A 23798-nucleotide genomic window follows, 5' to 3' on the forward strand; every position below is an offset into this window, starting at 1 on the left:
GGGTACGACTGCGACGGGCGAGACCGCTAGAACGGCGCGGCATTCTCGAACAGCAGTGCCTCGCCTGTGGCTGGGTGCTGCAGCGCCAACCTGCAGGCATGTAACAGCAGGCGCGGGGCCTGGGCTTGTACGGCGGGCGGGGCGTATAGCGCGTCGCCCAGTATCGGATGGCCGATGGCCGCCAGGTGCACGCGCAGCTGGTGTGAACGGCCGGTGACGGGCTCCAGCAGTAGCCGTGTGCTGTGCTCCGTGGTGGATAGGGGCTGCCAGCGCGTGCAGCTGGGTTTGCCTTCTGCGGGGTCAATCATGCGCAGCGGCCGGTTCGGCCAGTCCACGCGGATTGCCAGGTCGATTTGGCCCCAGCCGTCGGCACTGGCCGGCGCGGGCAGCTGACCAGCCACCACGGCGGTATAGCGTTTGTCCACCGTGCGGCCGGCGAAGGCGGCGTTCAATAGGCGTTGCATCTCCGGCCCGCGCGCCATCAGCAGCAGGCCGGAGGTGGACATGTCCAGGCGGTGAACTATGAGCGCATCCGGGTACAGCTGCTGCGCGCGGGCGCTCAGGCAGTCCTGCTTGTCCTCGCCCCGGCCGGGCACGGACAGCAGGCCGCTGGGTTTGCTGAATACGAGGAGATACGGGTCGGCGTAGACCGTGTCCAGGCCGGGGCCAGGGAGGTTAGAGCCGTCCACGGCGTTGTTCACGCTGCATGAAGAGGAACAGGCTTTCGACCTTTTCGCGCGCCCAGGGCGTCTTGCGCAGGAACTTCAGGCTGGAGTTGACGCTGGGGTCGCTGGTGAAGCAGCGGATATTGATCTGCCGGCCCAGTTCGTCCCAACCGTAGGCGGCCACCAGCTGGGTGAGTATGGATTCCAGCGTGACGCCGTGCAGCGGGTTGCGGGCCTGGCTTTGGGGCGGGGTGGGGGTGAAGTCGGCAGTCATGAAGAGGCGTTGTCCAGAATCAGGCGCTGCACGGTAGCACACAGCTCTTCCACGTCGTTCGGCTTGTGGATCAGTGCCTTTACGCCCTCGGCGATGGCGCTTTGCTCGATTTCGGCGGTGATGTAGCCGGATGCCAGCGCCACCGGCAGGTCCGGGCGTATGCGCTGGGCTTCGCGCACCAGGTCCACGCCGCAGTAGCCGGGCATGTTGAAGTCGGTGACCAGCAGGTCGTATTCGGCGGCATTGGCGCGCAGCTCCGCCGCGGCCTTGTTGGGGTCGGAGAAGCCATTCACGCGCAGGCCGCGCCGGCGCAGCAGGCGCTCCACCAGGAACACCAGGGCGTGGTCGTCGTCCACATACATCACGTGCTTGCCCTGCACGCCGGCGCTGGGCGCGGCGGGTGTGGCCGGGGCGGCCGGCGGCGGAGCGGTGACAGTTTCCGAGGCCGGGAAGTACAGGGTGAAGCGGCTGCCCAGGCCGGGCGCGCTTTGCACATCGACAGCGCCCGCATGGCTGCGCATCACACCGTGCACCACGGCCAGGCCCAGGCCCGTGCCCTGGCCCACCTCTTTGGTGGTGAAGAAGGGTTCAAAAATACGCCGCAAGGTCACGTCGTCCATGCCTTTGCCGCTGTCCAGCACGGCCAGCATGGCGTGGGGACCGGGTGCCAGGCCGAGACGGGTGCACAGCCGCGCATCGGGTACCACGCCGGACAGCTCGATGCTGACCACGCCACGCGGTTCCACCGAGGCCTGGATGGCATTGGTACACAGGTTCAGCACGGCCTGCTGCACCTGCACCGGGTCGGCCAGCACCACCGGCGTGTCGGGGTTGATATGCATGTGCAGCTCTACCGCGGGCGGCAGGGTCACGCGCAGCAGGCGTTCGGTTTCCACCACCACCTCGGCCAGCGACACGGGGCTGCGCCGGGGCGCCTCGTTGCGGCTGAAGGTAAGGATCTGGCGCACCAGGTCACGCGCGCGGCGACCGGCTTTTTCTATCTCGTGCAGGCTGACCTGGGCCGGCGAATTCGGGCCGGCGTCTTCCTTGGCCAACTCCACATTGCCGAGAATGGCACTGAGGATGTTGTTGAAATCATGCGCGATGCCGCCGGCCATGGTGCCCACGGCCTGCATTTTTTGTGATTCGCGCAGCTGGGCTTCGAGTACGCCGCGCTGGGCTTCGGCGCGCTTGCGGCTGGTCAGGTCGCGGGCGAAGACGGTGGTGGTTTCGCCGGTGGGGTGGCGCTCGAACGACACGCTGACCTCGACCGACAAGGTGCGGCCGCTGGCCGTCAGGGCCTGCATTTCACCCAGAAAGGCCTGGGTGGAGATCTGGTTCAGGGCCAGGGCGTGCTCGGCGTCCGGGAAGAAGCGCGCCAGCGCACTGCCCAGCGCCTGCTCGGACGGGCACTGGAACAGGGCCGCCGCCGTGGGGTTGAAGACGGTGATGCGCTGGTCTTTGTCGATGCAGATGATGGCGTCCAGCGCGGAGTTGATCACCGCCTCCAGCCGGCTTTCGCTCATGCGCAACTGCCCGTTGCGTTGGCGCAGGGCGGTGGCGCTGAGTTGCAGGGCGCGGCGCTCGGCCAGCAGCGGGCCCTGGTCCACCACCGCGCAGATGTAGTGCACCAGGGATTCCTGGGCGCTTTCCAGGCGGGCAATGTGCAGGTCACCCGACATGGTGCCCGTGGGGCCGATGTTGAACACCACCTCCGTGGCTTCACAGTGGCCGTCCACCCGCGCTTCGCGGAAGGCCTGGCGTACCTGCTCGGTACAGCCGGGGCTGACGAAGGGCATCAAAAAGTGCAGCGGCCGGTCGCGCTCGGTGGGTTGGAACAGGCGCTGCGCCATGGCATTGCTTTGCACCACCATATCGTGGTCGTCCACCACCATCAGGGCCAGGGGCACGCCGGAGAAAAGGGTTTCAAAACGCTCGGACGCGGCTTCGGCCGCAGCCTGGCTGAAGCGCAGCACCTTGTTCTGGCTTTCCAGTTCTGCCTGGTAGGCGCGCAGGTCGCGCACAACTTGCGGCAGTGGGTGGTCCTCAGGCGAGCGGTCTTGCGGCATGGCGTTAGGGGCAATGTACACCCCGGCCGGGGTGGGCGCAGGGCGGTGGTAGCGGGCGGGTCTGCAGGGGATTTCTGTCCCACATTTTGACGACTTCCCAGCGTGAAATGTAACAAAGAAGCTGAAGTGGCTTTGCGGATTCCGCTATTTCAGGTTATTGCAAATCGATGCGGTTTATAGAGCACATCCGGTTACGATAGCGGGCAATCTATTTTCCAAGGTTATTTTGTATACGATTCATGCTGCCCTACACCAGTGACGTTGTTCTTTATTCGCTTCTGGTGAATGCAGTTGTGAACCTGACGATGGGCCTGGCTCTGCTATGGGTATGGCTGGGTCGTCGTAACCAGCTGTTCGCGCGTGACATGGGGGCCGCGCAGCTGGCCCAGTTCCTCGTACCCTGGGGTTACATCTTTGGACAAAGGGCCCAGCCTGCATGGGCCGGTGCCGGCCTGGCGCTGGTGGTCATCAGCCAGACGGCCAGCATCCTGCTGATGCTGCGCGGCAGTACCCGCTTTGTTGACTGGAAGCTCAGCCGCCGCGAGTGGCAGAGATTCCTTTCCTTATTTCTATTGGCGGACCTGGCGGTGCTGGGATTCCAGCAGCAGCTAGCCCTGGCGTGGCTGGTTCCGGCATTTCTGGTGTGGGCCGGCCTGATGGTGAGCCACGGCCTGCACCGCAGTGGCAGCACCGAACGAGCCGTCGGCCCGTTGATGCTGCTGCTGGGTGTGCTCGGTGTGGGCCAGGCGCTGCTGGCGCAGGACGGCATGGCCGTGCTGCAGACAAATCTGGCCTCGGTGCTGCGCTTGGCCCTGGGTCTGGTGCTGATGTATGTGGCGCTGGAGCGCTCCATCCTGGAGTCGCGCCGTCTGCACAACCGCTTCCAGCGCCTGGTGGAGCGTTCGCACCAGGGCATCATGGTGTGTGCCGGCCCGCATGTACTGTTTGCCAACCCAGCCTTGATGGCCATCTACGGTTTTACCGACCTGGCCAAGGTGGCCCCCGCATCGCTGCTGCAAGGCATTCCGTCGGACGAGGTGGAACAGGTGCACGGCCATCTGCGCCAGTTGAATTCCGGCCGCGCCGACCATGTGCAATGGGAAGGCCTGCGGTACCGGCAGGACGGCTCGGCCGTGTGGCTGCGCTTTTCGGCCTGGCGCACGCGCTGGGACGATGTGAAGGCCATCCAGTTTCTGGTGACGGACCAGACCCGGCGCCGTGAGGTCACGCAGGCCTTGCAGCTGCAAGCCATGTATGACGACCTGACCGGCCTGCCGAACCGGCGCGCCTTGCTGCAGGCGCTGCGTGAGCGCTGTGGCAACCAGCCGCAAGGGGGGCCCACAAGCCCTTCTTTTGGCCTGGTGCTGCTGGGCATAGACCGCTTCAAGCTGTTCAACGAAGCCCACGGCCTGACGGTGGGTGACGAGGTGTTGCAGGCCCTGGTGGCCATGCTGTTGCACGAGATGGGCGAAGGCTGCGGCCTGATGCGTCTGGGTGCAGACGAGTTCGCCTTCGTGGTGTCCTGCGACGACGACCTGGATCGCCCACAGGCCTTGGCGCGCCAGGTGCAGGCTTTGCTGCAACGCCCGTTGTTGCTGTCGCAGCATGATTTCTTCATCGACGTGTCCATGGGCATCGCACTCTTCCCGGAGCACGCGCAGGACGCCGAATCCATGCTGCGTGCCGCCAATACCGCCATGCATGTGGCCAAGCGCACACCGGGCACCTCGGTGGCGCTGGCGGAGGCGCGCTTCGAGCAGGGCTCCAGCGACGTGCTGGAGCAGGAGCAGGCCTTGCGGACGGCCATCGAGCGGCGCGAGTTCAAGCTCTTCTACCAACCCAAGGTGGACGCGCATACCGGCAGCCTGACCAGCTTCGAGGCCCTGGCCCGCTGGGACAGCCCCATGCGCGGCTGGGTCAGTCCCATGGAGTTCATTGCCGTGGCCGAGCGCACTGGGTTGATAGACGACCTGGGCCAGTTGCTGCTGATGCAGGCCTGCGAACAGGTGGCGGACTGGCGTACCCGTTTTGACGATGTGGTGCCGGTGGCCATCAATGTCTCGCCGCTGCAGATGCTGGGCGGTGGCTTTCCGGCGCTGGTGGAAGGCCTGCTGCAGCGCTACGACCTGCCGGCCAAGGCCTTGCTGCTGGAGCTGACCGAGAGTGCAGCGGTGTCCAACCAGGCCGAGGTGCGCGATCAGATCTTGCGCTTGCGTGCCTTGGGTGTTGGCGTGGGCCTAGACGACTTCGGCACCGGCTTCTCGTCGCTGAACATGCTGCGCAGCCTGCCCGTGCAGTCGGTCAAGATAGACCGTGGCCTGATCGAGCCCCTGCCGGCACCCGATGCCACGGCCGTGGTGCGCGCCGTTTGCCAACTGGCCGTGGCGCTGGACTTGAACGTGGTGGCCGAAGGCATTGAAACCGAGGCCCAGGCCGTGGTGGCGCGCGCCGCGGGCTGCCATGAGCTGCAGGGCTTTTTGTTCGCCCAGCCGCTGACGCCGGACGAAGCCAGCCAGTGGCTGGGCTACGCACCTGTTGCGGTAGAAGTCTGATGTTTATAAGAAATATGCCGCTAGCGCAGGTAGTTCCTGCGCAGGCAGCTATTTAAACTGTAGCGCCAGCCGTATCAGGCGCGGTGCGAAATCTCTACCACCACGGCGCGCGCGGCCAGGGTCTGCACCAGGTTTTCGGCGGCTGCGCGGTTGCGCGCATCCAGGTTGGCGTCCCACTCGTCCAGCAGATAGACCGGGCTGCTGGTTTTGTCGGTGATCTCCTGGAGTGCGCGCAGCTGGCGTTCGCCGGATGAAAAGCCGCTGTTGCTGGGGGCATCCTCACCATCGCCATCTTCTTCGGCATCGTCTGCTTCATTTCCCTGGGCAAATGCAAATGCCAGCTTGTCGTGCGTAGGCCAGTAAAAAGCCTGCTGGCCCAGCGCTACCTTCAGTGCCGCCAGCAGAGTGGACTTGCCCGAGCCATTGCCGCCGCGCACCATCAGTCGCCCGGCGGGTTGGGCATGCACGGCCTGCAGCACCCCGTCCAGCGCGGTACAGGGCAGGGTGGGGCCGCCCGCTGCCCATTGCAGTTTCAACTCTTCATACGCAATGCGCTGCGTGAAGGCCGCGTCGGGCGCTGGGCGCATGGCGTTGCAGGCGCCGCCTATGCGCGTCCACACGGCGGCCAGGTCGTTCCAGCCCGAGGCCAGGTCGTGCATATCGCTGGACAGGGCAATCTGCCGTGGCAGGGTGGCCGCCAGGGCCACCAGCAGGCTGGTATTGCCGGCGTTGTCTCCCGCCACCCAGGCCAGATAGGCGAACAGCGCGGCCAGCGAGACGATGCCATTGATGGTGGCCAGGCCTTCGCGCGCCAGGATGGCGCGGATCTGTGCCGCCAGCGCATCGCGCAGCCGGGTCTTGAAGCCTGTGTGCCATAGGCGAAAGTTGTAGCGGTTGCCGCTGAAGATGTTGTCCCAGGCGCTGTAGGTGTGCGCCGTCATGCGGTTGGTGCTGCGTTGGTGCGCCAGATAGGCTGCGGCCACCGGTTTGCGCAGCAGCCATTGCATTAGCAGCAAGGTGGCAAACACCGCCGCGTAGACCAGGGGCAGCCCGCCGTCTATGGCCACACCCAGCACGGCAGCGTTGAACAGCAGGCCGAACAGCAGCTTCAGGTCGGCTTCCAGTTCATAGACCAGCTCGAAGAAGATGTGGAAGGCCTCGTTGGTTAGAAACGGCTCCACCTCTTCACGCTGGTCCTTGTCGCCCAGCAGGCTGGCCTGGCCCCGGTTGTCGCGGGCGAAGCGCAGCATGTAGCGGCCAAAGGCGCCAAAGCCGGCGCGCTCGGCAAAAATCCAGCTGCTGGCGCCCAGCACATAGGACGCAGATTGCACGCCTACGATCCACACGAAGTCGGACACTAGAAACACCTTGTCCACCACGTCGCGCCCGGCTTCGATGATTAGCCACGTGGTGCTGGCCGCCAGCGCGGCCTCGGCCATCAGGAACAGCAGCATCCAGAAGAACGGAGCGCAGACCAGAAAGCGCAAAAAGTCACGGTTTTGGTAGGGCGGCAGTGCGGATCGGGGCGTCAGAAGGGCGTGCATAGAGGAGGGCGATGGTACATGGCCGGCATTTACACGGGCTTCGTCACAAAAGCCACGGGCCGTAGCCTTAGAATTCGCACCCAATAGAGGGCGTTAGGGAGGCGCAGGTTTTTTTCTAAGACTTGTCAACCGCCCGTACAGCGCTGCGTTCTAGAGGTGTCTGCAGGTAAATGTGAATTGAATGACAGACGTTTTTATTTTTTCACTCCGAAAGAAGACCATGGCAAAGAAGAAGCACAGCAAGAAACCAGCTAAGAAGTCGGTTGCCAAGTAATTCTTGGGTAGACTTTGGAAAAAACCCGCCTCTGGCGGGTTTTTTTCTGCGCGCTCATTTATCCTCTTCGGCCTATGCAAACTCTCTTGATACGCAACGCCGAGTGTCTTGCCACCATGGACGCCCAGGGCCAGGAATGGCGCAATGCCTATGTGTTCATTCGCGGCGGTTATATTGAATTGCTAGGGCCCATGGCCGACATGCCACCCGGCCTGGCGGACAGTGCCGATGAGGTGATAGACGCCAGCGGCCACCTGGTGCTGCCCGGCCTGGTCAACACCCACCACCACATGTACCAGAGCCTGACCCGGGCCATCCCCCAGGTGCAAAACGCCGAGCTGTTTGGCTGGCTGCGCGGGCTGTACCCTCTCTGGGCCGGGCTGACGCCCGAGATGGTCCATGTGTCCACCCAGATCGCCATGGCCGAGTTGCTGCTCAGCGGCTGCACCACCAGCAGCGACCATCTCTACATCTACCCCAACGGCGTGCGCCTGGACGACAGCATCCACGCGGCCCGCGAAATCGGCATGCGCTTCACTGCCGCCCGGGGCAGCATGAGCGTGGGCGCGTCCCAGGGCGGCCTGCCGCCCGACAGCGTGGTCGAGAATGAAAACGCCATCCTGCAAGATACGCAGCGCCTGGTGCAGCAGTACCACGACGCCAGCCATGGCTCCATGCTGCAGGTGGCGGTGGCCCCGTGCTCGCCGTTCAGCGTCAGCCGTGACCTGATGCGTGAGTCGGCCCGTCTCGCGCGCAGCCTGGGTGTGCGCATGCACACCCACCTGGCCGAGAACGACCACGACATCGCCTACAGCCGCGAAAAGTTCAACTGCACGCCCGCCCAGTACGCGCAAGAGCTGGGCTGGCTGGGCGACGACGTGTGGCACGCCCACTGCGTGAAGCTGGATGCCGAGGGCATCAGCCTGTACGCCGCCACACGCACCGGCGTGGCCCATTGCCCCTGCAGCAATATGCGCCTGGCCAGCGGTATTGCGCCCATCCGCAAGATGCTGGACGCCGGCGTGCCCGTCGGCCTGGGCGTGGATGGCAGCGCCAGCAACGACGGCGCCCACATGGTGGCCGAAGCGCGCCAGGCCTTGCTGCTGGCCCGCGTGGGCAAGTCGCTGGAAGCTTTCGGTTGTGATAGTGGGCCAGCCGAAATGACGGCCCGCGACGCGCTGGCCATGGCCACGCGGGGCGGCGCCCAGGTGCTGGGTCGGCAAGACATCGGCCATCTGGCGCCCGGCATGTGCGCCGACCTGGCCCTGTTCGACCTGCGCACCCTGGGCTTTGCCGGCGGTGCAGTGCACGACCCGCTGGGCAGCCTGCTGCTGTGCGCCAGCCCGCAGGCCGCCTACACCGTGGTTAATGGCCGCGTCGTGGTGCGCCAGGGCCAGCTCACCACCGTGGACCTGGGGCCGCTGGTGGAGCGGCACAACCGCCTGGCCCTGCAGCTGGCCCAGGCCTGATTTTTCATTGCTTCAATTTTGATAGCTGCTAGCGTAGGTAAATCCTGCGCCAGAACCATTTTTTTCATATAAACCTGGGCCGGTGCAGCCGCTCCGTTAAACTGTAAGCCCATACAGCCCTGCATTTGTCCACCCATGTCGCCCGAAAACCTCGCCCAGTCCGCTCTTGACGCTTTTGACCAGGTGGTGGGCGCAGCGGGCGGCTTTCGCAGCCGACCCGGCCAGCGGCTGATGGCCGAGCGCGTGGCCCAGACCTTTGCCGAGGCTACGCTGGGCAAGCTGGAGGATGAAGACGCCATACCCCAGCGCTCCATAGCGGTGATACAGGCCGGTACCGGCGTGGGCAAATCCCTGGCTTACTGCGTGCCGGCCATTGCCCTGGCGCTGTCCCGCAAGACCCGGGTGCTGATCTCCACCGCCACCGTGGCCCTGCAGGAGCAGTTGGTCAGCAAGGATCTGCCTGCACTGGCGGCCCTGATGCCCGAGCCTTTTCGCTTTGGCCTGGCCAAGGGGCGGGGCCGTTATGTGTGCAAGCTCAAGCTGGCGCGCCTGGCCGGCGAGGGCGGTGCGCTGGACGAAGATGATTTTTTCGCCGACGAGTTGGCCGCCGCCGGTGCCCCCCTGGTGCGCCACGACGAAGAGGCCCGCATGCTGCAGTACGCCGGCCTGGCACGCGATCTGGCCAGCGCCACCTGGGATGGTGACCGCGACAACCTGGCCCAGCAGCCCGATGCCGACATCTGGCAACCCATTGCCGCCGAAGCCAGCAGCTGCACCGGCAAGCACTGCCCGGTGTTCAACGGCTGCACGTATTTTGAAAAACGCAAGGAGCTGGTCGGCGCCCAGGTGATCGTGGCCAACCACGACCTGCTGCTGTCCACCCTGGGCACGCGCACCTTGCCCGAGCTGGACAACTGCCTGCTGGTGCTGGACGAGGGCCACCACCTGCCCGCCGTGGCGCTGGACAAATTCTCGTGCTCCATGGACCTGAGCCGGCTGGGCTGGATAGACACCCTGGCCAGCCGCTCCAAGCGCATAGGCTCGCTGATGGCCGTGTCCGAGGTGGCCGAAGTCGGCCGCTATGCATCCCAGCTCAAGCAGACGCTGGAGGAGATCGCCCGCAGCGTGGCCGAGCTGTATGCCCCGGTGCTGAACGAGCCGGCCGGCGCCTACGGCCCGCCGCGCGTGCGCCTACCCAAGGGCGAGCTGCCGCTGATGTTGGTTGAGCCGCTGGGCATGGTCAGCGTGCTGGCCGAGAGCTTTCTGGACGTGCTGAACGCCATCGCCAAGGCCTTGCGCGCCGAGATGAAGGACAACCCCAACGAGGCGCGTCGCCTGTCGGTGCTGTATGCGCAGCTGGGCACGCTGTCACCCCGGCTGGAGTCGGTACACGCCACGGCACAGCTGCTGTTGCAGGAGGTTCCAGCCAACCCATCGGGCCCGACCCGCGCTCCGGTGGCCAAATGGTTCACCCTGGCGAATAACGACGGCCGGGTGCAGATCAAGGCCTACGCCAGCCCCATCTTGCCCGGCTCGGCCCTGCGCGGCCAACTGTGGGCCGGTGTGCGGGCGGCGGTGGTGACATCGGCCACGCTGACCAGTTGCGGCGAGTTTGATTTCTTCCTGCGCGAAACCGGTTTGAAAGAAGACGACGCCACCACCACGCTGGAGGTAGCCAGCCCCTTTGACTACGCCAGCCAGGGCCAGTTTGTCACCGTGCAGACCCTGGCCGACCCGCGCAATGCCAGCGCATTCACCTCCGAGATGGTGCTGGCCCTGGTGCGCGACCTGGCCGATGTGCAGCATGGCGCGCTATGCCTGTTTACCTCACGCGACCAGATGCGCCGGGCCGTGCTGGCCTTGCCCGAGGCACTGCGCAGCCTGGTGCTGGTGCAGGGTGACCTGCCGCGCATGCGCCTGATGCAGCAGCACCGTGAACGCGTGCAGGCCGGCCTGGTGTCCATCATCTTTGGCATGCAAAGCTTTGGCGAAGGCCTGGACTTGCCGGGGCAGCTGTGCGAAACCGTGTTCATCGCCAAGCTGCCCTTCGCTCCGCCCGACGACCCGGTGGGCGAAGCCCGGGCCGAATGGCTGCGCGGCGTGGGCCGCGACCCGTTTTCTGAGCTGGTGGTGCCGGCCACGGCCATCAAGTTGGCCCAGTGGGCAGGCCGCGCCATCCGCACCGAAACGGACAAGTCCTTCGTCTACTGCTACGACCGGCGCCTGTCCGACACCTCGTACGGCCAGCGCTTGCTGCAAGGCCTGCCGCCGTTTGCCCGCAAGCGCCTGGACGCGCAAGGTAAAACATTGGCGTAAATTACAAAAATACCAGAGGAGACAACCATGCGTTTCGGACTCATTGCCCACCGCCTGCACCGCCAGGGCTCCGACAGTGGCTTGCTGCGCTGGCTGCGCGCCGCCGAACCCTCGGTACGCGGACTCAACCTGGGCCTGCATGCCGTCGGCGGCACCTATGACGCGGTGGAACGCTACGGCCTGCTGGACAGCTTCCCCGGCCTGGTGCGCTACCCGAATGGTTTTGAAGGCGGGCTGACGCGCCTGGTCTCGCACATCGTGGGTGGCGTGAACCCCGCGCATGCGCTGGATGGCGTGATCTTCCTGATCGACCCGGTAGACCCTTCCTCGATGTACCCTGAGGCCCTGGCCCTGAAGCGCCAGTGCGTGACCCACGGCAAGCCCTTTCTGGCCACCGAAGCCGCGGCGCTGGAATGGCTGGAGATCGAGGGCCTGCACGCCGGCCTGGCACCAGCCCAAACGTCCGGCAAGGCCCTGCTGGACGCCATGCCGTCCCAGGTGGTGGCGCTGATTGCCCACGATGCGCTGAAGACCCAGATGGTGGAGTTTGCCGGCACGCATTTCGACCTGCTGTCGCGCTACCAGGAACGTGTGGCCACTGGCACTACCGGCGGCCTGCTGAACGCTCTGGCCTGGAGCCGCGGCTGGCCCCGCGACAAAGCCTGGGCCACACCCTACCGCAGCGGCCCGCTGGGCGGTGACGCGCAGATCGCCGAGCGCGTGCTGGACGGCACCTGCCAGAAGGTCATCTTCTTCGAAGACCCGCACGTGGCCCGCCAGCACGAGGCCGACATCCAGCTGATGGAGCGCGCCGTGTGTAGCGCCGGCGAGCGCACCAGCTGCATGAACTCCCCATCCATGGCCTGGCACTGGGCACAGGCGCTGACCCGCGTGGTCTGAGTTTGAGGAAAATGGCCGCTCGCGCAGATGCAATCTGCGTAGCTAGCTCCTAAATTGCTAGCTATGATGTTGCCGCTGCCGTGTGGTTCGGTGACTGCCATGAAGCTTTGGGTGCCCCATGCTATTTAATTCGGTGGAGTTTCTGTTTTTGTTCCTGCCGGTCTTGTTGCTGGTGTTTTTTCGCATCGGCCGCTACAGCGTGCGTGCCGGTGCGGTGTGGCTGACGGCCTGCTCGCTGTTTTTCTACGCCTGGTGGAATCCGGCCTATCTGGGTCTGCTGCTGGCGTCGATTTTTTTCAACTACACCGTGGGCTACCGCCTGGCCCAGGGCGATGACATAGGTTCGCGGCGCCGCAAATGGCTGCTGGCGTTGGGCGTGGGGGCCGACCTGGCGCTGCTGGGCTACTACAAGTACGCGGACTTCAGCATCGGCATCGTGAATGCATCCCTGGGCACGGCTTACCCACTGGCAGGCATCGTGTTGCCTCTGGGTATCTCGTTTTTCACCTTTACGCAGATCGCGTTTCTGGTGGATGCGGCACAGGGCAAGGCCAAGGAATTCAACTTCATCCATTACAGCCTGTTCGTCACTTATTTCCCGCACCTGATCGCCGGGCCGGTGCTGCACCACAAGGAAATGATGCCGCAGTTCACGCGGGCCAGCACCTACCGTTTCCATTCAGAGAATTTCACCGCCGGCTTGACCATGTTTGCGCTGGGCCTGTTCAAAAAAGTGGTGCTGGCCGATGGCGTGGCACCTTACGCCAGCCTGCTGTTCAAGGCGGCGGAGCAGGGCGAGGCCCAGGGCCTGCTGCAGAGCTGGGGCGGTGTGCTGGCCTATACCCTGCAGCTGTATTTCGACTTTTCGGGCTACTGCGACATGGCGATTGGCCTGTCTTTCATGCTGGGCGTGCGGCTGCCGCTGAACTTCAATTCGCCCTACAAGGCCGCCAATATTGCCGATTTCTGGCGGCGCTGGCACATGACGTTGTCGCGCTTTCTGCGCGACTACCTCTACATCCCGCTGGGCGGCAACCGCAAGGGTGTGTCCTGGCGTTACCTGAACCTGATGGCCACCATGCTGCTGGGTGGCCTGTGGCACGGCGCGGGCTGGACCTTTGTCATCTGGGGCGGCCTGCATGGCCTGTACCTGGTGCTGCACCAGGGCTGGCAGGCGGTTTGCCGCCAGCGCGGTTGGGACGCCGGGCCCCGTACGGTGCTAGGCCATACGCTGGCCGTGCTGCTGACCTTTCTGGCGGTGGTGGTGGGCTGGGTGTTCTTCCGTGCCAGTACGCTGGATGGCGCGCTGCGCGTGCTGGGCGCCATGCTGGGGCGCGACGGCATCAGCCTGCCGGACGCGATTGGTCTGCGTCTGGGCGGGCTGGGCAACTGGCTGGCGCTGCAGGGCGTGGCCTTTACCCCGGGTGGCGGGCGTGATTTCGTGATGACTTTTGTGTGGGTGATCGCCTTGCTGCCTATCGTGTTTTTTGCGCCCAACAGCCAGCAGATCATGGGCCGCTTCAAGCCCGCGCTGGACCAGGGCGGCGACGCTGTGCAGGCCCGCTGGCTGTGGGCGCCCAACCGCCGCTGGGGCATGTTGATGGCCGTGGTGCTGGCCTGCGGCCTGCTGCTGCTGACCCGGCCTAGCGAGTTTTTGTACTTTCAGTTTTAAGGCCAGGCACCCATGAAGCGTTATCTTTTGGGTTGGCTGGGCTTAACTGTTGTTCTGGTGCTGCTGGTTGCCGTATTCAATGCGGTGGTGGACCCATATGGCCTGATCCGTGGCGTGGACCGTGCCGGGTTCAATCGCGTCAAACCTGCGGCTGGTGCCCACGGCGCCATGGCCAAGGCCTACCAGGTGCTGCGTGTGCAGCCAGGCGCGTTGGTACTGGGCAATTCGCGGGCCGAAGTCGGCTTTGACCCGCAGCATCCGGCCTGGCCTGCGGCCGCACAACCGGTGTTCAATCTGGCGCTGCCCGGTACAGACACCTCCACCAGCGTGCAGAGCTTGCAGCATGTGCTGGCCAGCCCCGGTGGCCACCCCACGGTAGTGGTCTGGGGCATTGATTTCATGGACTTTCTGGTGGACCCGCGCATGCCGCCGTCCAGCACCGCAGGGGCCGGTTCGGGCGGGCGCTGGCTGACGCAGGATGACGGCGCTGTCAACCCAACCCGCTGGCGCCAGCAGTTGCGCGACTACGCGGAATCGACCCTGACCATGGGCGCCTTGCTGGACTCAGTGCAGACCCTGGCCAGCCAGCGCAACGCCTATGCCAGCGATCTCACGCCGCTGGGCTTCAACCCCATGCAGGATTACGTGAAGATCTCGGCAGACGAGGGCTACTGGAACGTGTTTCGGCAGAAAGACGTGGCCAACCTGCAAGCCTATCTGCGCCGCCCCAAGAGCATTGTGGATGCGGGTGGACGATCCTCCTATGCGCTGGAAGACTTGCGCCGCGTCATACAGCTGTGCCAGCAGAACGGCATAGAGCTGCACCTGGTGGTCTACCCCTACCATGCCCATTTGCTGGAGATCATGCGCCTCAGCGGGCATTGGCCGGTGTTCGATGACTGGAAGCGTGCGCTGGTACGTACGGTGGAGCAGGCTTCCGTGCCGGGTCGGCCTGTGCCACTGTGGGATTTCAGCGGCTTCAACCGCTATGCGAACGAAGACATCCCTGCGCGTGGCGACCGCAAGTCCCAAATGCAGTGGTACTGGGAAGCCGGCCATTTCAAAAGCGCACTGGGCGGGCTGGTGTTGGACCGTGTGCTGGGGCATGGCGCGCCAGACCCGGCATGGGGCGTGCAATTGCAATCTGCGAACCTGGAATCGCATATCGCCACACTGCAGGCACAGGAGCGGGATTACCGGCTCAGCCATGCAGCCGATGTGCAGGCCCTGGAAGCTTTGGCCAGCCAAGCCAGGGAGCGCATGCCAAGCCGCTGAGCTACCAAGCAGGCTGGGTGTGAATACCCCTAACGTTGTGTCCAGATTGATTTAGGCGCATTCTTTGTAAGCCGGCGTTGGCTGTTTACAAGGAGTCCGCCATGTCCATCGGTACGCACTTGTTTTTAACCCGGACGCGGCGCGCTCTGGGTGTTCTTTTGCTGCTATGGAGCCCCGTATGGGCGGCGGTGGAGCAGCCGCCAGCGGCCATGCAGACGGCCGTGGCCGCGCTGACCAAGGCGAATGCGGCCGTGGTAGGTGTGCAGGTCAGCGTGGCAGAGAACGCGCGTTCGGCCCAGACCCTGGGGCAGCAGCGCGCCGGCTCCGGCGTGGTGATTGGCGACGACGGCCTGGTGCTAACCATCGGCTATTTGATGCTGGAAGCGCAGACCATCCAGATTACCACCCAGGACAACAAAACCTTGCCGGCACAGGCCGTGGCCTACGACTTGGCCACCGGCTTCGGACTGGTACGGCCGCTGGTGCCTTTACGCGGTGTGCAGCCCGTGCCGTTGGGCAGCTTGGGTGAATTGCACAACGGCGAGCCGCTGATGGCCGTGACCGGCCCACAGCCCAGCGGGGACGGCGGCGACATCACCATGGTCCAGGCGGTGAGCAAGCGGCCATTTTCCGGCTACTGGGAATACCACATTGATGCAGCCCTTTTCACCAGCCCACCCATCAGCAACCACTCAGGCGCGGCCGTGTTCAACCAGAAGGGTGAGCTCATGGGCATAGGCAGCCTGTTTGTGGGCGATGCATTTGGCAGCAGCCGCGGCGTGCCCGGCAATATGTTTGTACCGGTGGACCTGCTCAAACCCATTCTGGGCGAGATGCAAAAGACCGGCAGCAGCCAACAAAGCCACCGCCCTTGGGTGGGGCTGAGCTCCAGCGAACAAGCCGGCCGGGTGCAGATCGTGCGGGTGAACCAGGAAAGTCCGGCCCAGCAGGCCGGCCTGCAGCCCGGTGACCTGGTGCTGGCGGTGGACGGCGTCAAGGTGACGACCCTCGAGTCGTTCTATAAAAAGCTGTGGGACCACGCCGAGCCCGACGCCTCCATAGAGCTAACGGTGCTGCAGGGCGCCGACATCAAGACCATTGTGCTCAAGGCCGTGGACCGCATGAACACCATGCAGAAGCCTGCAGGCATTTAAGGCGCGTTTTAGGCTGCTAGCGCAGATAATACCTGCGCTGATAGCTATCGAATGTATAGCGTCAAGCGTGGCGGCGCACGGTCAGCAAAATGCCGCCCATGGTAGCGAACAGGCCGCCGCAGACGCGGTTGACCCAGCGGATGTGGCTGCTGGATGCCAAAAATGGCGCCACCCGTGCCGTGCCCAGCGAGCACAGGGTCAGCACCGACATTTCCATGGCCATGAAGGTGCTGGCCAGGATGGCCATTTGCGGACCCCAGGCGGCTGCCGGGTCCAGAAACTGCGGGAAGAAGGCGGCAAAGAACAGCAGCGCCTTGGGGTTGCTGGCACCCACCATCAGGCCCTGCATGTAGCAGGCGCGCAGGCTGGGCAGGGCGACGGAGCCGGCCCGTTCGGGCGTGAATGCCAGCGCTGGGCTGCGCCAAGTCTTGATGCCTAAATAGACCAGATAGGCCGCGCCGCAGACCTTGAGCACGGTAAACGCCACTTCAGACGCTGCCAGCACCGCACCCAGGCCAATCGCCGACAGCAGCATGATGCCCAGCGCCGCCGTGATGCTGCCCACACCCGACACCACGCCACGCGCCCAGCCGTGCTGCAGCGCACGGGTAATGCACATCAACATGGTCGGGCCCGGAGACAGCACGAGTACCGCCACGGCGGCAATGTAGAGCAGATAGGTGGACAGAGTCATGGTGGCACCCAGGTTTGCGCGTTGACGCGTGGTTTAAGCGGCGGCTTCGACCTGTTCGGACAGGTTCATCCAGCGTTCTTCCAGCGGGTCCAGCTCCGCCACCACCTGCTTCAGGCGCTTGCTGGCTTGGGCGATTTCGGCGGGCGGCAGCTGGGTCATCAGGCGCTGTTCCAGACCGTCTTTTTCGGTCTGCAGGGCGGCGATGGCTTTATCGAGCTTTTCCAGCTCGCGCTGCAAGGCCTTGGTATTGACCACCGGTGCGGGCGGCGGTGCAGCCACCACCACGGGGGCCGGGGCGGCACTGGCATTCTTGGCTTCTTCGCGCAGGCGCTTGGACTCTTCCAGCAGGTAGCGCTGGTAGTCGTCCAAGTCGCCGTCAAACGGTTCGACACCACCGCGCGACACCATCCAGAACTCGTCGCAGACCGAGCGCAACAGGGCTCGGTCGTGGCTGACCAGCATCACCGTGCCTTCGAATTCGTTCAGCGCCATGGCCAGCGCTTCGCGGGTGGCCAAATCCAAATGGTTGGTCGGTTCATCCAGCAGCAGCAGATTCGGGCGCTGCCAGACGATCATGCACAGCACCAGGCGGGCTTTTTCGCCGCCGCTCATGCTGCCCACGGCCTGTTTCACCATGTCGCCGCTGAAATTGAAGGTGCCCAGGAAGCTGCGCAAGTCCTGCTCGCGCGTGCCCTGGCCAGCTAGCTTGCCGGCGGCGGTGGTTTCCTTCACCAGGCGGATCATGTGTTCCAGCGGGGTGTCGGCCGGGCGCAGCACGTCGAGTTCCTGTTGGGCGAAGTAGCCAATGTTCAGTCCCTTGCCTTCGATGATCTCGCCGTGGATGGGAGCCAGCGCGCGTGCTACCGTCTTCACCAGGGTCGATTTACCCTGCCCGTTGGCGCCCAGAATGCCGATGCGCTGGCCGGCCAGCACCGATTTGCTGACCTTCTGCACGATGACCGTGGGGCCAGTGCCCTCGGGTGCGCCTTCGGGTGGCGGGTAGCCAAAGGTGGCATCCGACATGGACAGCATCGGGTTGGGCAGGTTGGCGGGCTCTTTGAATTCGAAGGTGAATTCGGCCTCGGCCAGCAGTGGCGCGATCTTCTCCATGCGGTCCAGGGCCTTGACCCGGCTTTGTGCCTGGCGCGCCTTGCTGGCCTGGGCCTTGAAGCGGCTGATGAATTTCTGCAGGTGGGCGATCTTCTCTTGCTGCTTGCTGAACGAGGCCTGTTGCTGCTCCATCTTCTCGGCGCGCATGTCCTCGAACTTGGTGTAGTTGCCGCCGTAGCGGTTCAGCTTGGCGGTTTCGATGTGTACGGTGACGTCGGTGATGGCGTCCAGGAATTCACGGTCATGGCTGATCACCAGCAGGGTGCCGGTGTAGCGCTTCAGCCAGGCTTCCAGCCAGACCAGGGCGTCCAAGTCCAAGTGGTTGGTGGGCTCGTCCAGCAGCATCAGGTCGGACGGGCACATCAGCGCGCGCGCCAGCTGCAGGCGCATGCGCCAGCCGCCGGAGAAGCTGTTCACCGGGTTGTCGAGTTCGGTGGTCTTGAAGCCCAGGCCCAGGATCAGCGCCTGGGCGCGGGCCTGTGCGTCGCCGGAGCCGGCGTCGTACAAGGCCATATAGGCATTGGCCATGCGTTCACCGTCATCAGTCGCTTCTGCAGCCGCGACTTCCTGCTGGGCGGCCAGCAGGGTCACGTCGCCTTCGATCACGAAGTCGGTGGCGCTTTGGTCGGTTTCGGGCATGTCCTGGGCCACCTGGGCCAGGCGCCATTGGGCCGGCACATTGAAGTCGCCGCCATCTTCGTGCAGCGTGCCGTTGAGCAGGGCAAACAGCGTGGATTTGCCTGCGCCGTTGCGGCCGACGAGGCCGACTTTTTCACCCGGGTTGATGGTGACGTTGGCGCTGTCGAGCAGAACTTTGGCGCTGCGGCGCAGAACTACATTTTTAAGGGTGATCATGACAATGTGGCAGCCGTCGGCGGCCGGAAGATAAGAGATGTGGCCTGGACTGCCGCAAGGTGTTGCGGCCGATGGCATACGGGGATTTTAGGCGGCTCGGCCCTGGCTGCTGCGGGAGCCCACCGCCGCGCTTTGCTATGCGAGGAGGAGGGTTTTGTCTCTGCTATTTAAATGATAGCCACTTGCGCAATTGGAATAAGCGCTGCCAGCCTTTTTCCTTAATTTTACAGGAACGCGCTGCAGGCGGGCCGCAGGTCTGTAAAAATGCCGGGCGATATTCCGCACCAGGCGTTGATAGCGCTATCCCAAGAAAGTGTTTATGAGCAGCAAGAAAAGTGATTTCGGATTGATTGGCCTGGCCGTGATGGGCCAGAACCTGGTGTTGAACGTGGAAAGCCGCGGCTTCCAGGTCAGTGTGTTCAACCGCACCGTGGACAAGACCAACGAATTCATTGCCGCCAACCCCGGCAAACAGCTGGTTGGCTGCGACACGCTGGAAGCCTTTGTGCAAAGCCTGGCATCTCCGCGCAAGATCCAGATCATGGTCAAGGCCGGCGCGCCGGTGGACCAGGTGATCGAGCAACTGATTCCCCTGCTGGACAAGGACGACATCATCATCGACGGCGGCAACAGCTTGTACACCGATACCGAGCGCCGTGACGCCTATCTGGCCGGCAAGGGCCTGCGCTTCATCGGCGCCGGCGTGTCGGGTGGCGAGGAGGGCGCACGCAAGGGCCCGGCCATCATGCCCGGTGGCCCGGCCTCCACCTGGGAGGTGATGAAGCCGATTTTCGAGAGCATCGCTGCCAAGGTGGACGGCCAGCCCTGCGTGATCCACATCGGCCCCGGCGGCGCGGGCCACTACGTGAAGATGATCCACAACGGCATCGAATACGGCGATATGCAGCTGATCTGCGAGGCCTATAGCCTGTTCAAGGCGGCCGGTTTCACCACCGACGAGATGGCCGCCATCTTCAACGAGTGGAATGAAGGCGCGCTGCAAAGCTACCTGATCCAGATCACCGGCAAAGCGCTGGAGCAAAGAGACCCGGAAACCGGCCAGCCGCTGGTGGACCTGATCCTGGACAAGGCTGGCCAGAAGGGCACCGGCCAGTGGACGCAGCTCAACGCGGCCGAGAACGCGGTGGTCATCGGCACCATCAACGCCGCCGTGGAAGCCCGTGTGCTGTCGTCGCAGAAGAAGCAGCGCGTGGCGGCCAGCGAGCATCTGCAAGGCCCCGTGGCCGACCTGAGCGCCGCCAAGAAGAACCTGGTGGCCAAGGTGCACGATGCGCTGTATGCCTCCAAGGTGATCAGCTACACCCAAGGTTTCGACCTGATCAAGACCATGGGCGAAAAGAAGCAATGGGGTCTGGACTTTGGCGGTATCGCTTCGATCTGGCGCGGCGGCTGCATCATCCGCGCGCGTTTCCTGAACCACATCACCGATGCCTACCGCACCGACCCGGCGCTGGTGAACCTGATGCTGGCGCCGTTCTTCAAGGACGTGTTGAACAACGCGCAGCAGAACTGGCGCGAAGTGGTGGCCTTGGCGGTCGGCCACGGCATCCCGGTGCCGGCCTTCAGCTCCTCACTGTCGTACTACGACAGCTACCGCTCGCACCGTCTGTCGGCGAATCTGCTGCAGGCGCAGCGCGACTTCTTTGGCGCCCACACCTACGAGCGCACCGACAAGCCCGAAGGCCAGTTCTTCCATACCGAGTGGCCGGAAGTGATCGGCTGAGTCCGGCTTAGAGGGCGTCCAGCGCCTCGCGCGTGACCAGCAGCACCTGGTCTTCGCCCGCGCTGGTTTCCAGCCAGACCACTTCGAGTGCCGGGAACGCGGCCTCGAAATATTCGCGCTCGTTGCCGATCTCCAGCACCAGTACGGCGTCGGCCGACATCTTGGCGGCGGCGTCTTGCAGCAGCTTGCGGATGAAGTCCATGCCGTCCGTGCCGCCGGCCAGGGCCAGCACCGGTTCAGCCTGGTACTCGGCCGGCAGGGCAGCCATGCTCTGGCTGTTGACGTAGGGCGGGTTACACAGAATCAAGTCGAACGGGCCGGCCAGCTGTGCCAGGCCGTCGGACTCGACCAGCTGGATGCGGCTTTGCAACTGGTGCTTGTCCACATTGATACGGGCCACGGCCAGGGCATCGGGGCTGATGTCAGCGCCGGTGACCTGTACGTCCGGGTAGACCATGGCCGCCAGCACAGCCAGGCTGCCGTTGCCGGTGCACAGGTCCAGCACCGCGTGGGTGTGCTCGTGCAGCCAGTAGTCGATGCCGCCGTCGATCAGCAGTTCGGCAATAAAGCTGCGCGGAACGATGGTGCGTTCGTCCACATAGAACGGCACACCCTGCAGCCAGGCCTCTTGCGTGAGGTAGGCGGCGGGCTTGCGGGTCTGGATGCGTGCTTCCAAAAGTGTAGCTACCAGCGCTTGTCTGTCCTGCGCTACAGGCTGATCTGCCACGGAATCCAGATCGTCCAGGGGCAGGCCCAGGCGCCACATGACCAGCCAGGCGGCTTCGTCAAAGGCGTTGGCCGTGCCGTGGCCGTAGGACACGCCGGCGGCGGTGAGCTGGGCGGCGGATTGTTCTATCAGTTCGATGACGGTCATGGTGTGCTGGCCAGGTTCTCCAGCGTGCGCCGGTAGATGTTTTTCAGCGGCTCGATGTCGGCCACCACGATGTGTTCGTCGATCTTGTGGATGGTGGCGTTGGGCGGGCCGCATTCGACCACCTGGGCGCAGATCTGGGCGATGAAACGCGCATCGCTGGTGCCGCCGGTGGTAGACAGTTCGGTCTCCAGCCCGGTCTCGGCGCGGATGGCGTTGCGCAGTGCCTCCACCAGGGTGCCGGGCGTGGTCAGGAAGGGCAGGCCACCGACGGTCCAGGCGATGTCGTAGCTCAGGCCGTGGCGGTCCAGCACCTCGTGCACACGGGCTTGCAGCCCGTCGGGCGTGGATTCGGTGCAGAAGCGGAAGTTGAAGTCCACCACCACGGTGCCGGGAATGACGTTGTTGGCGCCGGTGCCTGCGTGGATATTGCTCATCTGCCAGCTGGTGGGCTGGAAGAAGTCGTTGCCAGCATCCCAGTCCATCGCCACCAGTTCGGCCAGCGCTGGCATGGCCATATGGATGGGGTTCTTGGCCAATTGCGGGTAAGCGATATGGCCTTGCACGCCGCGGATGGTGAGTTTGCCGCTCATGGAGCCGCGCCGGCCATTCTTCACCATGTCGCCGGTGCGTTCCACCGAGGTGGGTTCGCCGACGATGCAGTAGTCGATCGTCTCGCCGCGTTCTTTCAGCAGCTTGCAAACCACTACCGTGCCATCCACCGACGGACCTTCTTCGTCGCTGGTCAGAAGCAGGGCGATGGACAGTGGAGTATCTGGCTGGGCCGCGACATATTCTTCCACCGCGACCACGAAGGCTGCGATGGAGGTTTTCATATCGCTGGCGCCCCGGCCAAACAGCTTGCCATCGCGGTGCGTGGGGCTGAAGGGCGGACTGCTCCACTGCGTCAGCGGGCCGGTAGGCACCACATCGGTATGGCCGGCAAATGCTATTAATTTAGGAGCTGCTGGCGCAGATGCTGCCTGCGCTGCAGGGGCAAAACCCTTGAAAGTACTTTTGCGAACCGCCCACAGGTTGGTGACGCGGAAGTCGTCCGGTCCGCTGACGATGGTCTCAAAAGTGAAACCCAGGGGCGCAAGGCGCTGGGAGATCAGGTCTTGGCACTGCGCATCCAGCGGTGTGATGGAGGGCAGGGCGATCAGTTGCTCTGCCAGGTACAGGGTGTGGGACATCAGGTCTTCACGTCGAGGGTGAATTCGGTAAAGGAGGGTTCGTCGTCAGGCACCTCGGGAGCCGCGGCAGGTGCGGTGGAGCCCCGGGTAAAGTCGTTCTGCAGGCGCCACATCAGGTTGGTGGCCGAGTCGGCGTGGGCCAGGCCCTCGGCGCGATCGATCAAACCGGTGGTGATCAGGCGCGCAATATCGGCTTCAAAGGTCTGCGAGCCTTCGGCGATGGATTTCTCCATGGCTTCTTTCACACCGCCGATATCGCCCTTGGAGATCATGTCGGCCACCAGCAGGCTGTTGAGCATGACTTCCACCGCTGGCACGCGCGTGCCCTTCGGGGTGCGCAGCAGGCGCTGCGAGACGATGGCTTTCAGCGCCGAAGCCAGGTCGGCCTGCATGGTGGCGCGCACTTCCACGGGGTAGAAGTTCAATATGCGGTTCAGTGCCTGGTAGCTGTTGTTGGCGTGCAGAGTCGCCATGCACAGGTGGCCGGTCTGGGCATAGGCCAGCGCAGCGGTCATGGTTTCGCGGTCGCGGATTTCGCCGATCAGGATTACGTCTGGCGCCTGGCGCAGCGCGTTCTTCAGGGCGATGGCCAGGGACGCGGTGTCGGAACCGATCTCGCGCTGGTTGATCACTGAGCGGTTGTTCTTGAACAGGAATTCGATCGGGTCTTCAATGGTCAGGATGTGGCCGCTGGCGCGCTGGTTGCGGTGCTCGATCATTGCCGCCTGGGTGGTGGTTTTACCGGCGCCGGTAGAACCCACCATCAGGATCAGGCCACGCTTTTCCATCACCAAGTCGCCCAGCACAGCGGGCACATTCAGCGAGGACAGCTGCGGCACTTCGATGTTGATGTAGCGCACCACCACCGAGTAGCTGCCGCGCTGTCGCATGGCACTTACGCGAAAGCGACCCACACTGGCCATGGAGACCGACACATTCAGCTCACCAGTGGCAGACAGCTCACGCATCTGCTCTACGGTGGTGACTTCGGCCAGCAGATTGCGCGGCGTGTCGAACTGCAGTACCTGACCGTTGATGGGCACGCACTGCCCGTTGATACGTATCATGGCCGGCGCATTGGCCGACAGATACACATCCGAGGCATTTTTTTCCTGCATTAAACGCAGAATGCGCTCCATATTGCTCATGGTTTACCTCGGTTATTGC

General features: G+C 64.2%; 17 protein-coding genes. 8 read left to right on the forward strand and 9 right to left on the reverse strand.

All coding sequences use genetic code 11. From position 1 onward, the window contains the following. Positions 1–26 precede the first annotated feature (26 nt). Genes AC07R0_RS14270 through AC07R0_RS14280 form a run of 3 tightly spaced genes read right to left on the reverse strand, consistent with a single transcriptional unit; the run spans position 27 to position 3008 of the window. On the reverse strand, positions 27–689 hold the full coding sequence (locus tag AC07R0_RS14270; RefSeq protein ID WP_495105304.1) for an RluA family pseudouridine synthase: 663 nt from the start codon (positions 687–689) through the stop codon (positions 27–29). Beyond that, positions 676–939 carry a VF530 family protein gene (locus AC07R0_RS14275; RefSeq protein WP_495098156.1) on the reverse strand — a complete coding sequence of 88 codons (264 nt, stop codon included), beginning with the start codon at positions 937–939 and terminating at the stop codon, positions 676–678. Before AC07R0_RS14275 ends, AC07R0_RS14270 begins: the two co-directional genes overlap by 14 nt. Continuing rightward, positions 936–3008 carry a PAS domain-containing hybrid sensor histidine kinase/response regulator gene (locus tag AC07R0_RS14280; protein WP_495074337.1) on the reverse strand — a complete coding sequence of 691 codons (2073 nt, stop codon included), beginning with the start codon at positions 3006–3008 and terminating at the stop codon, positions 936–938. Before AC07R0_RS14280 ends, AC07R0_RS14275 begins: the two co-directional genes overlap by 4 nt. 293 nt (positions 3009–3301) lie before the next feature. Between AC07R0_RS14280 and AC07R0_RS14285 the strand changes: the two genes are divergently transcribed. Beyond that, positions 3302–5560 (forward strand): putative bifunctional diguanylate cyclase/phosphodiesterase, encoded by a 2259-nt coding sequence (locus AC07R0_RS14285; RefSeq protein ID WP_495105305.1) that lies wholly within the window; start codon positions 3302–3304, stop codon positions 5558–5560. A gap of 74 nt (positions 5561–5634) precedes the next feature. On the opposite strand, the gene AC07R0_RS14290 is transcribed toward AC07R0_RS14285, so the two are convergent. Beyond that, positions 5635–7104 (reverse strand): hypothetical protein, encoded by a 1470-nt coding sequence (locus tag AC07R0_RS14290; protein WP_495105306.1) that lies wholly within the window; start codon positions 7102–7104, stop codon positions 5635–5637. Positions 7105–7452: 348 nt separating this feature from the next. Between AC07R0_RS14290 and AC07R0_RS14295 the strand changes: the two genes are divergently transcribed. The 6 genes from AC07R0_RS14295 to AC07R0_RS14320 all read left to right on the forward strand — a co-directional run bounded on the left by AC07R0_RS14295 (position 7453) and on the right by AC07R0_RS14320 (position 16164). Further along, the gene (locus AC07R0_RS14295; RefSeq protein WP_495105307.1) at positions 7453–8847 is read left to right on the forward strand and encodes an 8-oxoguanine deaminase; all 1395 of its coding nucleotides are present in this window, start codon (positions 7453–7455) and stop codon (positions 8845–8847) included. A gap of 135 nt (positions 8848–8982) precedes the next feature. Further along, on the forward strand, positions 8983–11163 hold the full coding sequence (dinG, locus tag AC07R0_RS14300; RefSeq protein WP_495105308.1) for an ATP-dependent DNA helicase DinG: 2181 nt from the start codon (positions 8983–8985) through the stop codon (positions 11161–11163). A 27-nt stretch (positions 11164–11190) separates the two neighbouring features. Next, positions 11191–12063, forward strand: coding sequence for a methylglyoxal synthase (locus AC07R0_RS14305; protein WP_495074332.1), 873 nt, complete (start codon positions 11191–11193; stop codon positions 12061–12063). A gap of 118 nt (positions 12064–12181) precedes the next feature. Continuing rightward, the gene (locus tag AC07R0_RS14310) at positions 12182–13735 is read left to right on the forward strand and encodes an MBOAT family O-acyltransferase (RefSeq protein WP_495105309.1); all 1554 of its coding nucleotides are present in this window, start codon (positions 12182–12184) and stop codon (positions 13733–13735) included. A 12-nt stretch (positions 13736–13747) separates the two neighbouring features. Further along, positions 13748–15010, forward strand: coding sequence for a hypothetical protein (locus AC07R0_RS14315; protein WP_495105310.1), 1263 nt, complete (start codon positions 13748–13750; stop codon positions 15008–15010). Between the two features lie 101 nt (positions 15011–15111). After that, on the forward strand, positions 15112–16164 hold the full coding sequence (locus tag AC07R0_RS14320) for a S1C family serine protease (protein ID WP_495105311.1): 1053 nt from the start codon (positions 15112–15114) through the stop codon (positions 16162–16164). 61 nt (positions 16165–16225) lie between these two features. Here AC07R0_RS14320 and AC07R0_RS14325 read toward each other — a convergent pair whose 3' ends face one another. Further along, entirely contained in the window at positions 16226–16858 is a 633-nt protein-coding gene (locus tag AC07R0_RS14325; RefSeq protein WP_495105312.1) for a LysE family translocator, read from the reverse strand. Positions 16859–16891: 33 nt separating this feature from the next. Next, on the reverse strand, positions 16892–18823 hold the full coding sequence (locus AC07R0_RS14330; RefSeq protein WP_495105313.1) for an ABC-F family ATP-binding cassette domain-containing protein: 1932 nt from the start codon (positions 18821–18823) through the stop codon (positions 16892–16894). Positions 18824–19142: 319 nt separating this feature from the next. Here AC07R0_RS14330 and gnd point away from each other — a divergent pair, with 319 nt between their 5' ends. After that, entirely contained in the window at positions 19143–20567 is a 1425-nt protein-coding gene (gene gnd / locus AC07R0_RS14335) for a decarboxylating NADP(+)-dependent phosphogluconate dehydrogenase (protein WP_495105314.1), read from the forward strand. A gap of 7 nt (positions 20568–20574) precedes the next feature. Here gnd and prmB read toward each other — a convergent pair whose 3' ends face one another. Genes prmB through AC07R0_RS14350 form a run of 3 tightly spaced genes read right to left on the reverse strand, consistent with a single transcriptional unit; the run spans position 20575 to position 23779 of the window. Next, complete coding sequence (gene prmB / locus AC07R0_RS14340; protein ID WP_495105315.1) at positions 20575–21441, reverse strand: 50S ribosomal protein L3 N(5)-glutamine methyltransferase; 867 nt, start codon at positions 21439–21441, stop codon at positions 20575–20577. Beyond that, entirely contained in the window at positions 21438–22631 is a 1194-nt protein-coding gene (dapE, locus tag AC07R0_RS14345; protein WP_495105316.1) for a succinyl-diaminopimelate desuccinylase, read from the reverse strand. Before dapE ends, prmB begins: the two co-directional genes overlap by 4 nt. Next, a complete protein-coding gene (locus AC07R0_RS14350; protein ID WP_495074323.1) occupies positions 22631–23779 on the reverse strand; it encodes a PilT/PilU family type 4a pilus ATPase in 1149 nt (382 codons plus the stop codon). The genes dapE and AC07R0_RS14350 overlap by 1 nt, the downstream gene beginning before the upstream one ends. Positions 23780–23798 lie beyond the last annotated feature (19 nt).

The organism is Rhodoferax sp. GW821-FHT07F03, from assembly GCF_059418745.1.

Excerpts from the sequence above, each read along its gene's own strand:
- AC07R0_RS14280 (WP_495074337.1), bottom strand. The coding sequence starts at position 3,008 with ATGCCGCAAGACCGCTCGCCTGAGGACCACCCACTGCCGCAAGTTGTG.
- AC07R0_RS14290 (WP_495105306.1), bottom strand. The coding sequence starts at position 7,104 with ATGCACGCCCTTCTGACGCCCCGATCCGCACTGCCGCCCTACCAAAAC.
- AC07R0_RS14275 (WP_495098156.1), bottom strand. The coding sequence starts at position 939 with ATGACTGCCGACTTCACCCCCACCCCGCCCCAAAGCCAGGCCCGCAAC.
- AC07R0_RS14325 (WP_495105312.1), bottom strand. The coding sequence starts at position 16,858 with ATGACTCTGTCCACCTATCTGCTCTACATTGCCGCCGTGGCGGTACTC.
- AC07R0_RS14320 (WP_495105311.1), top strand. The coding sequence starts at position 15,112 with ATGTCCATCGGTACGCACTTGTTTTTAACCCGGACGCGGCGCGCTCTG.
- AC07R0_RS14350 (WP_495074323.1), bottom strand. The coding sequence starts at position 23,779 with ATGAGCAATATGGAGCGCATTCTGCGTTTAATGCAGGAAAAAAATGCC.
- AC07R0_RS14330 (WP_495105313.1), bottom strand. The coding sequence starts at position 18,823 with ATGATCACCCTTAAAAATGTAGTTCTGCGCCGCAGCGCCAAAGTTCTG.
- AC07R0_RS14315 (WP_495105310.1), top strand. The coding sequence starts at position 13,748 with ATGAAGCGTTATCTTTTGGGTTGGCTGGGCTTAACTGTTGTTCTGGTG.
- AC07R0_RS14305 (WP_495074332.1), top strand. The coding sequence starts at position 11,191 with ATGCGTTTCGGACTCATTGCCCACCGCCTGCACCGCCAGGGCTCCGAC.
- gnd (WP_495105314.1), top strand. The coding sequence starts at position 19,143 with ATGAGCAGCAAGAAAAGTGATTTCGGATTGATTGGCCTGGCCGTGATG.
- AC07R0_RS14295 (WP_495105307.1), top strand. The coding sequence starts at position 7,453 with ATGCAAACTCTCTTGATACGCAACGCCGAGTGTCTTGCCACCATGGAC.
- dinG (WP_495105308.1), top strand. The coding sequence starts at position 8,983 with ATGTCGCCCGAAAACCTCGCCCAGTCCGCTCTTGACGCTTTTGACCAG.
- AC07R0_RS14310 (WP_495105309.1), top strand. The coding sequence starts at position 12,182 with ATGCTATTTAATTCGGTGGAGTTTCTGTTTTTGTTCCTGCCGGTCTTG.
- dapE (WP_495105316.1), bottom strand. The coding sequence starts at position 22,631 with ATGTCCCACACCCTGTACCTGGCAGAGCAACTGATCGCCCTGCCCTCC.
- prmB (WP_495105315.1), bottom strand. The coding sequence starts at position 21,441 with ATGACCGTCATCGAACTGATAGAACAATCCGCCGCCCAGCTCACCGCC.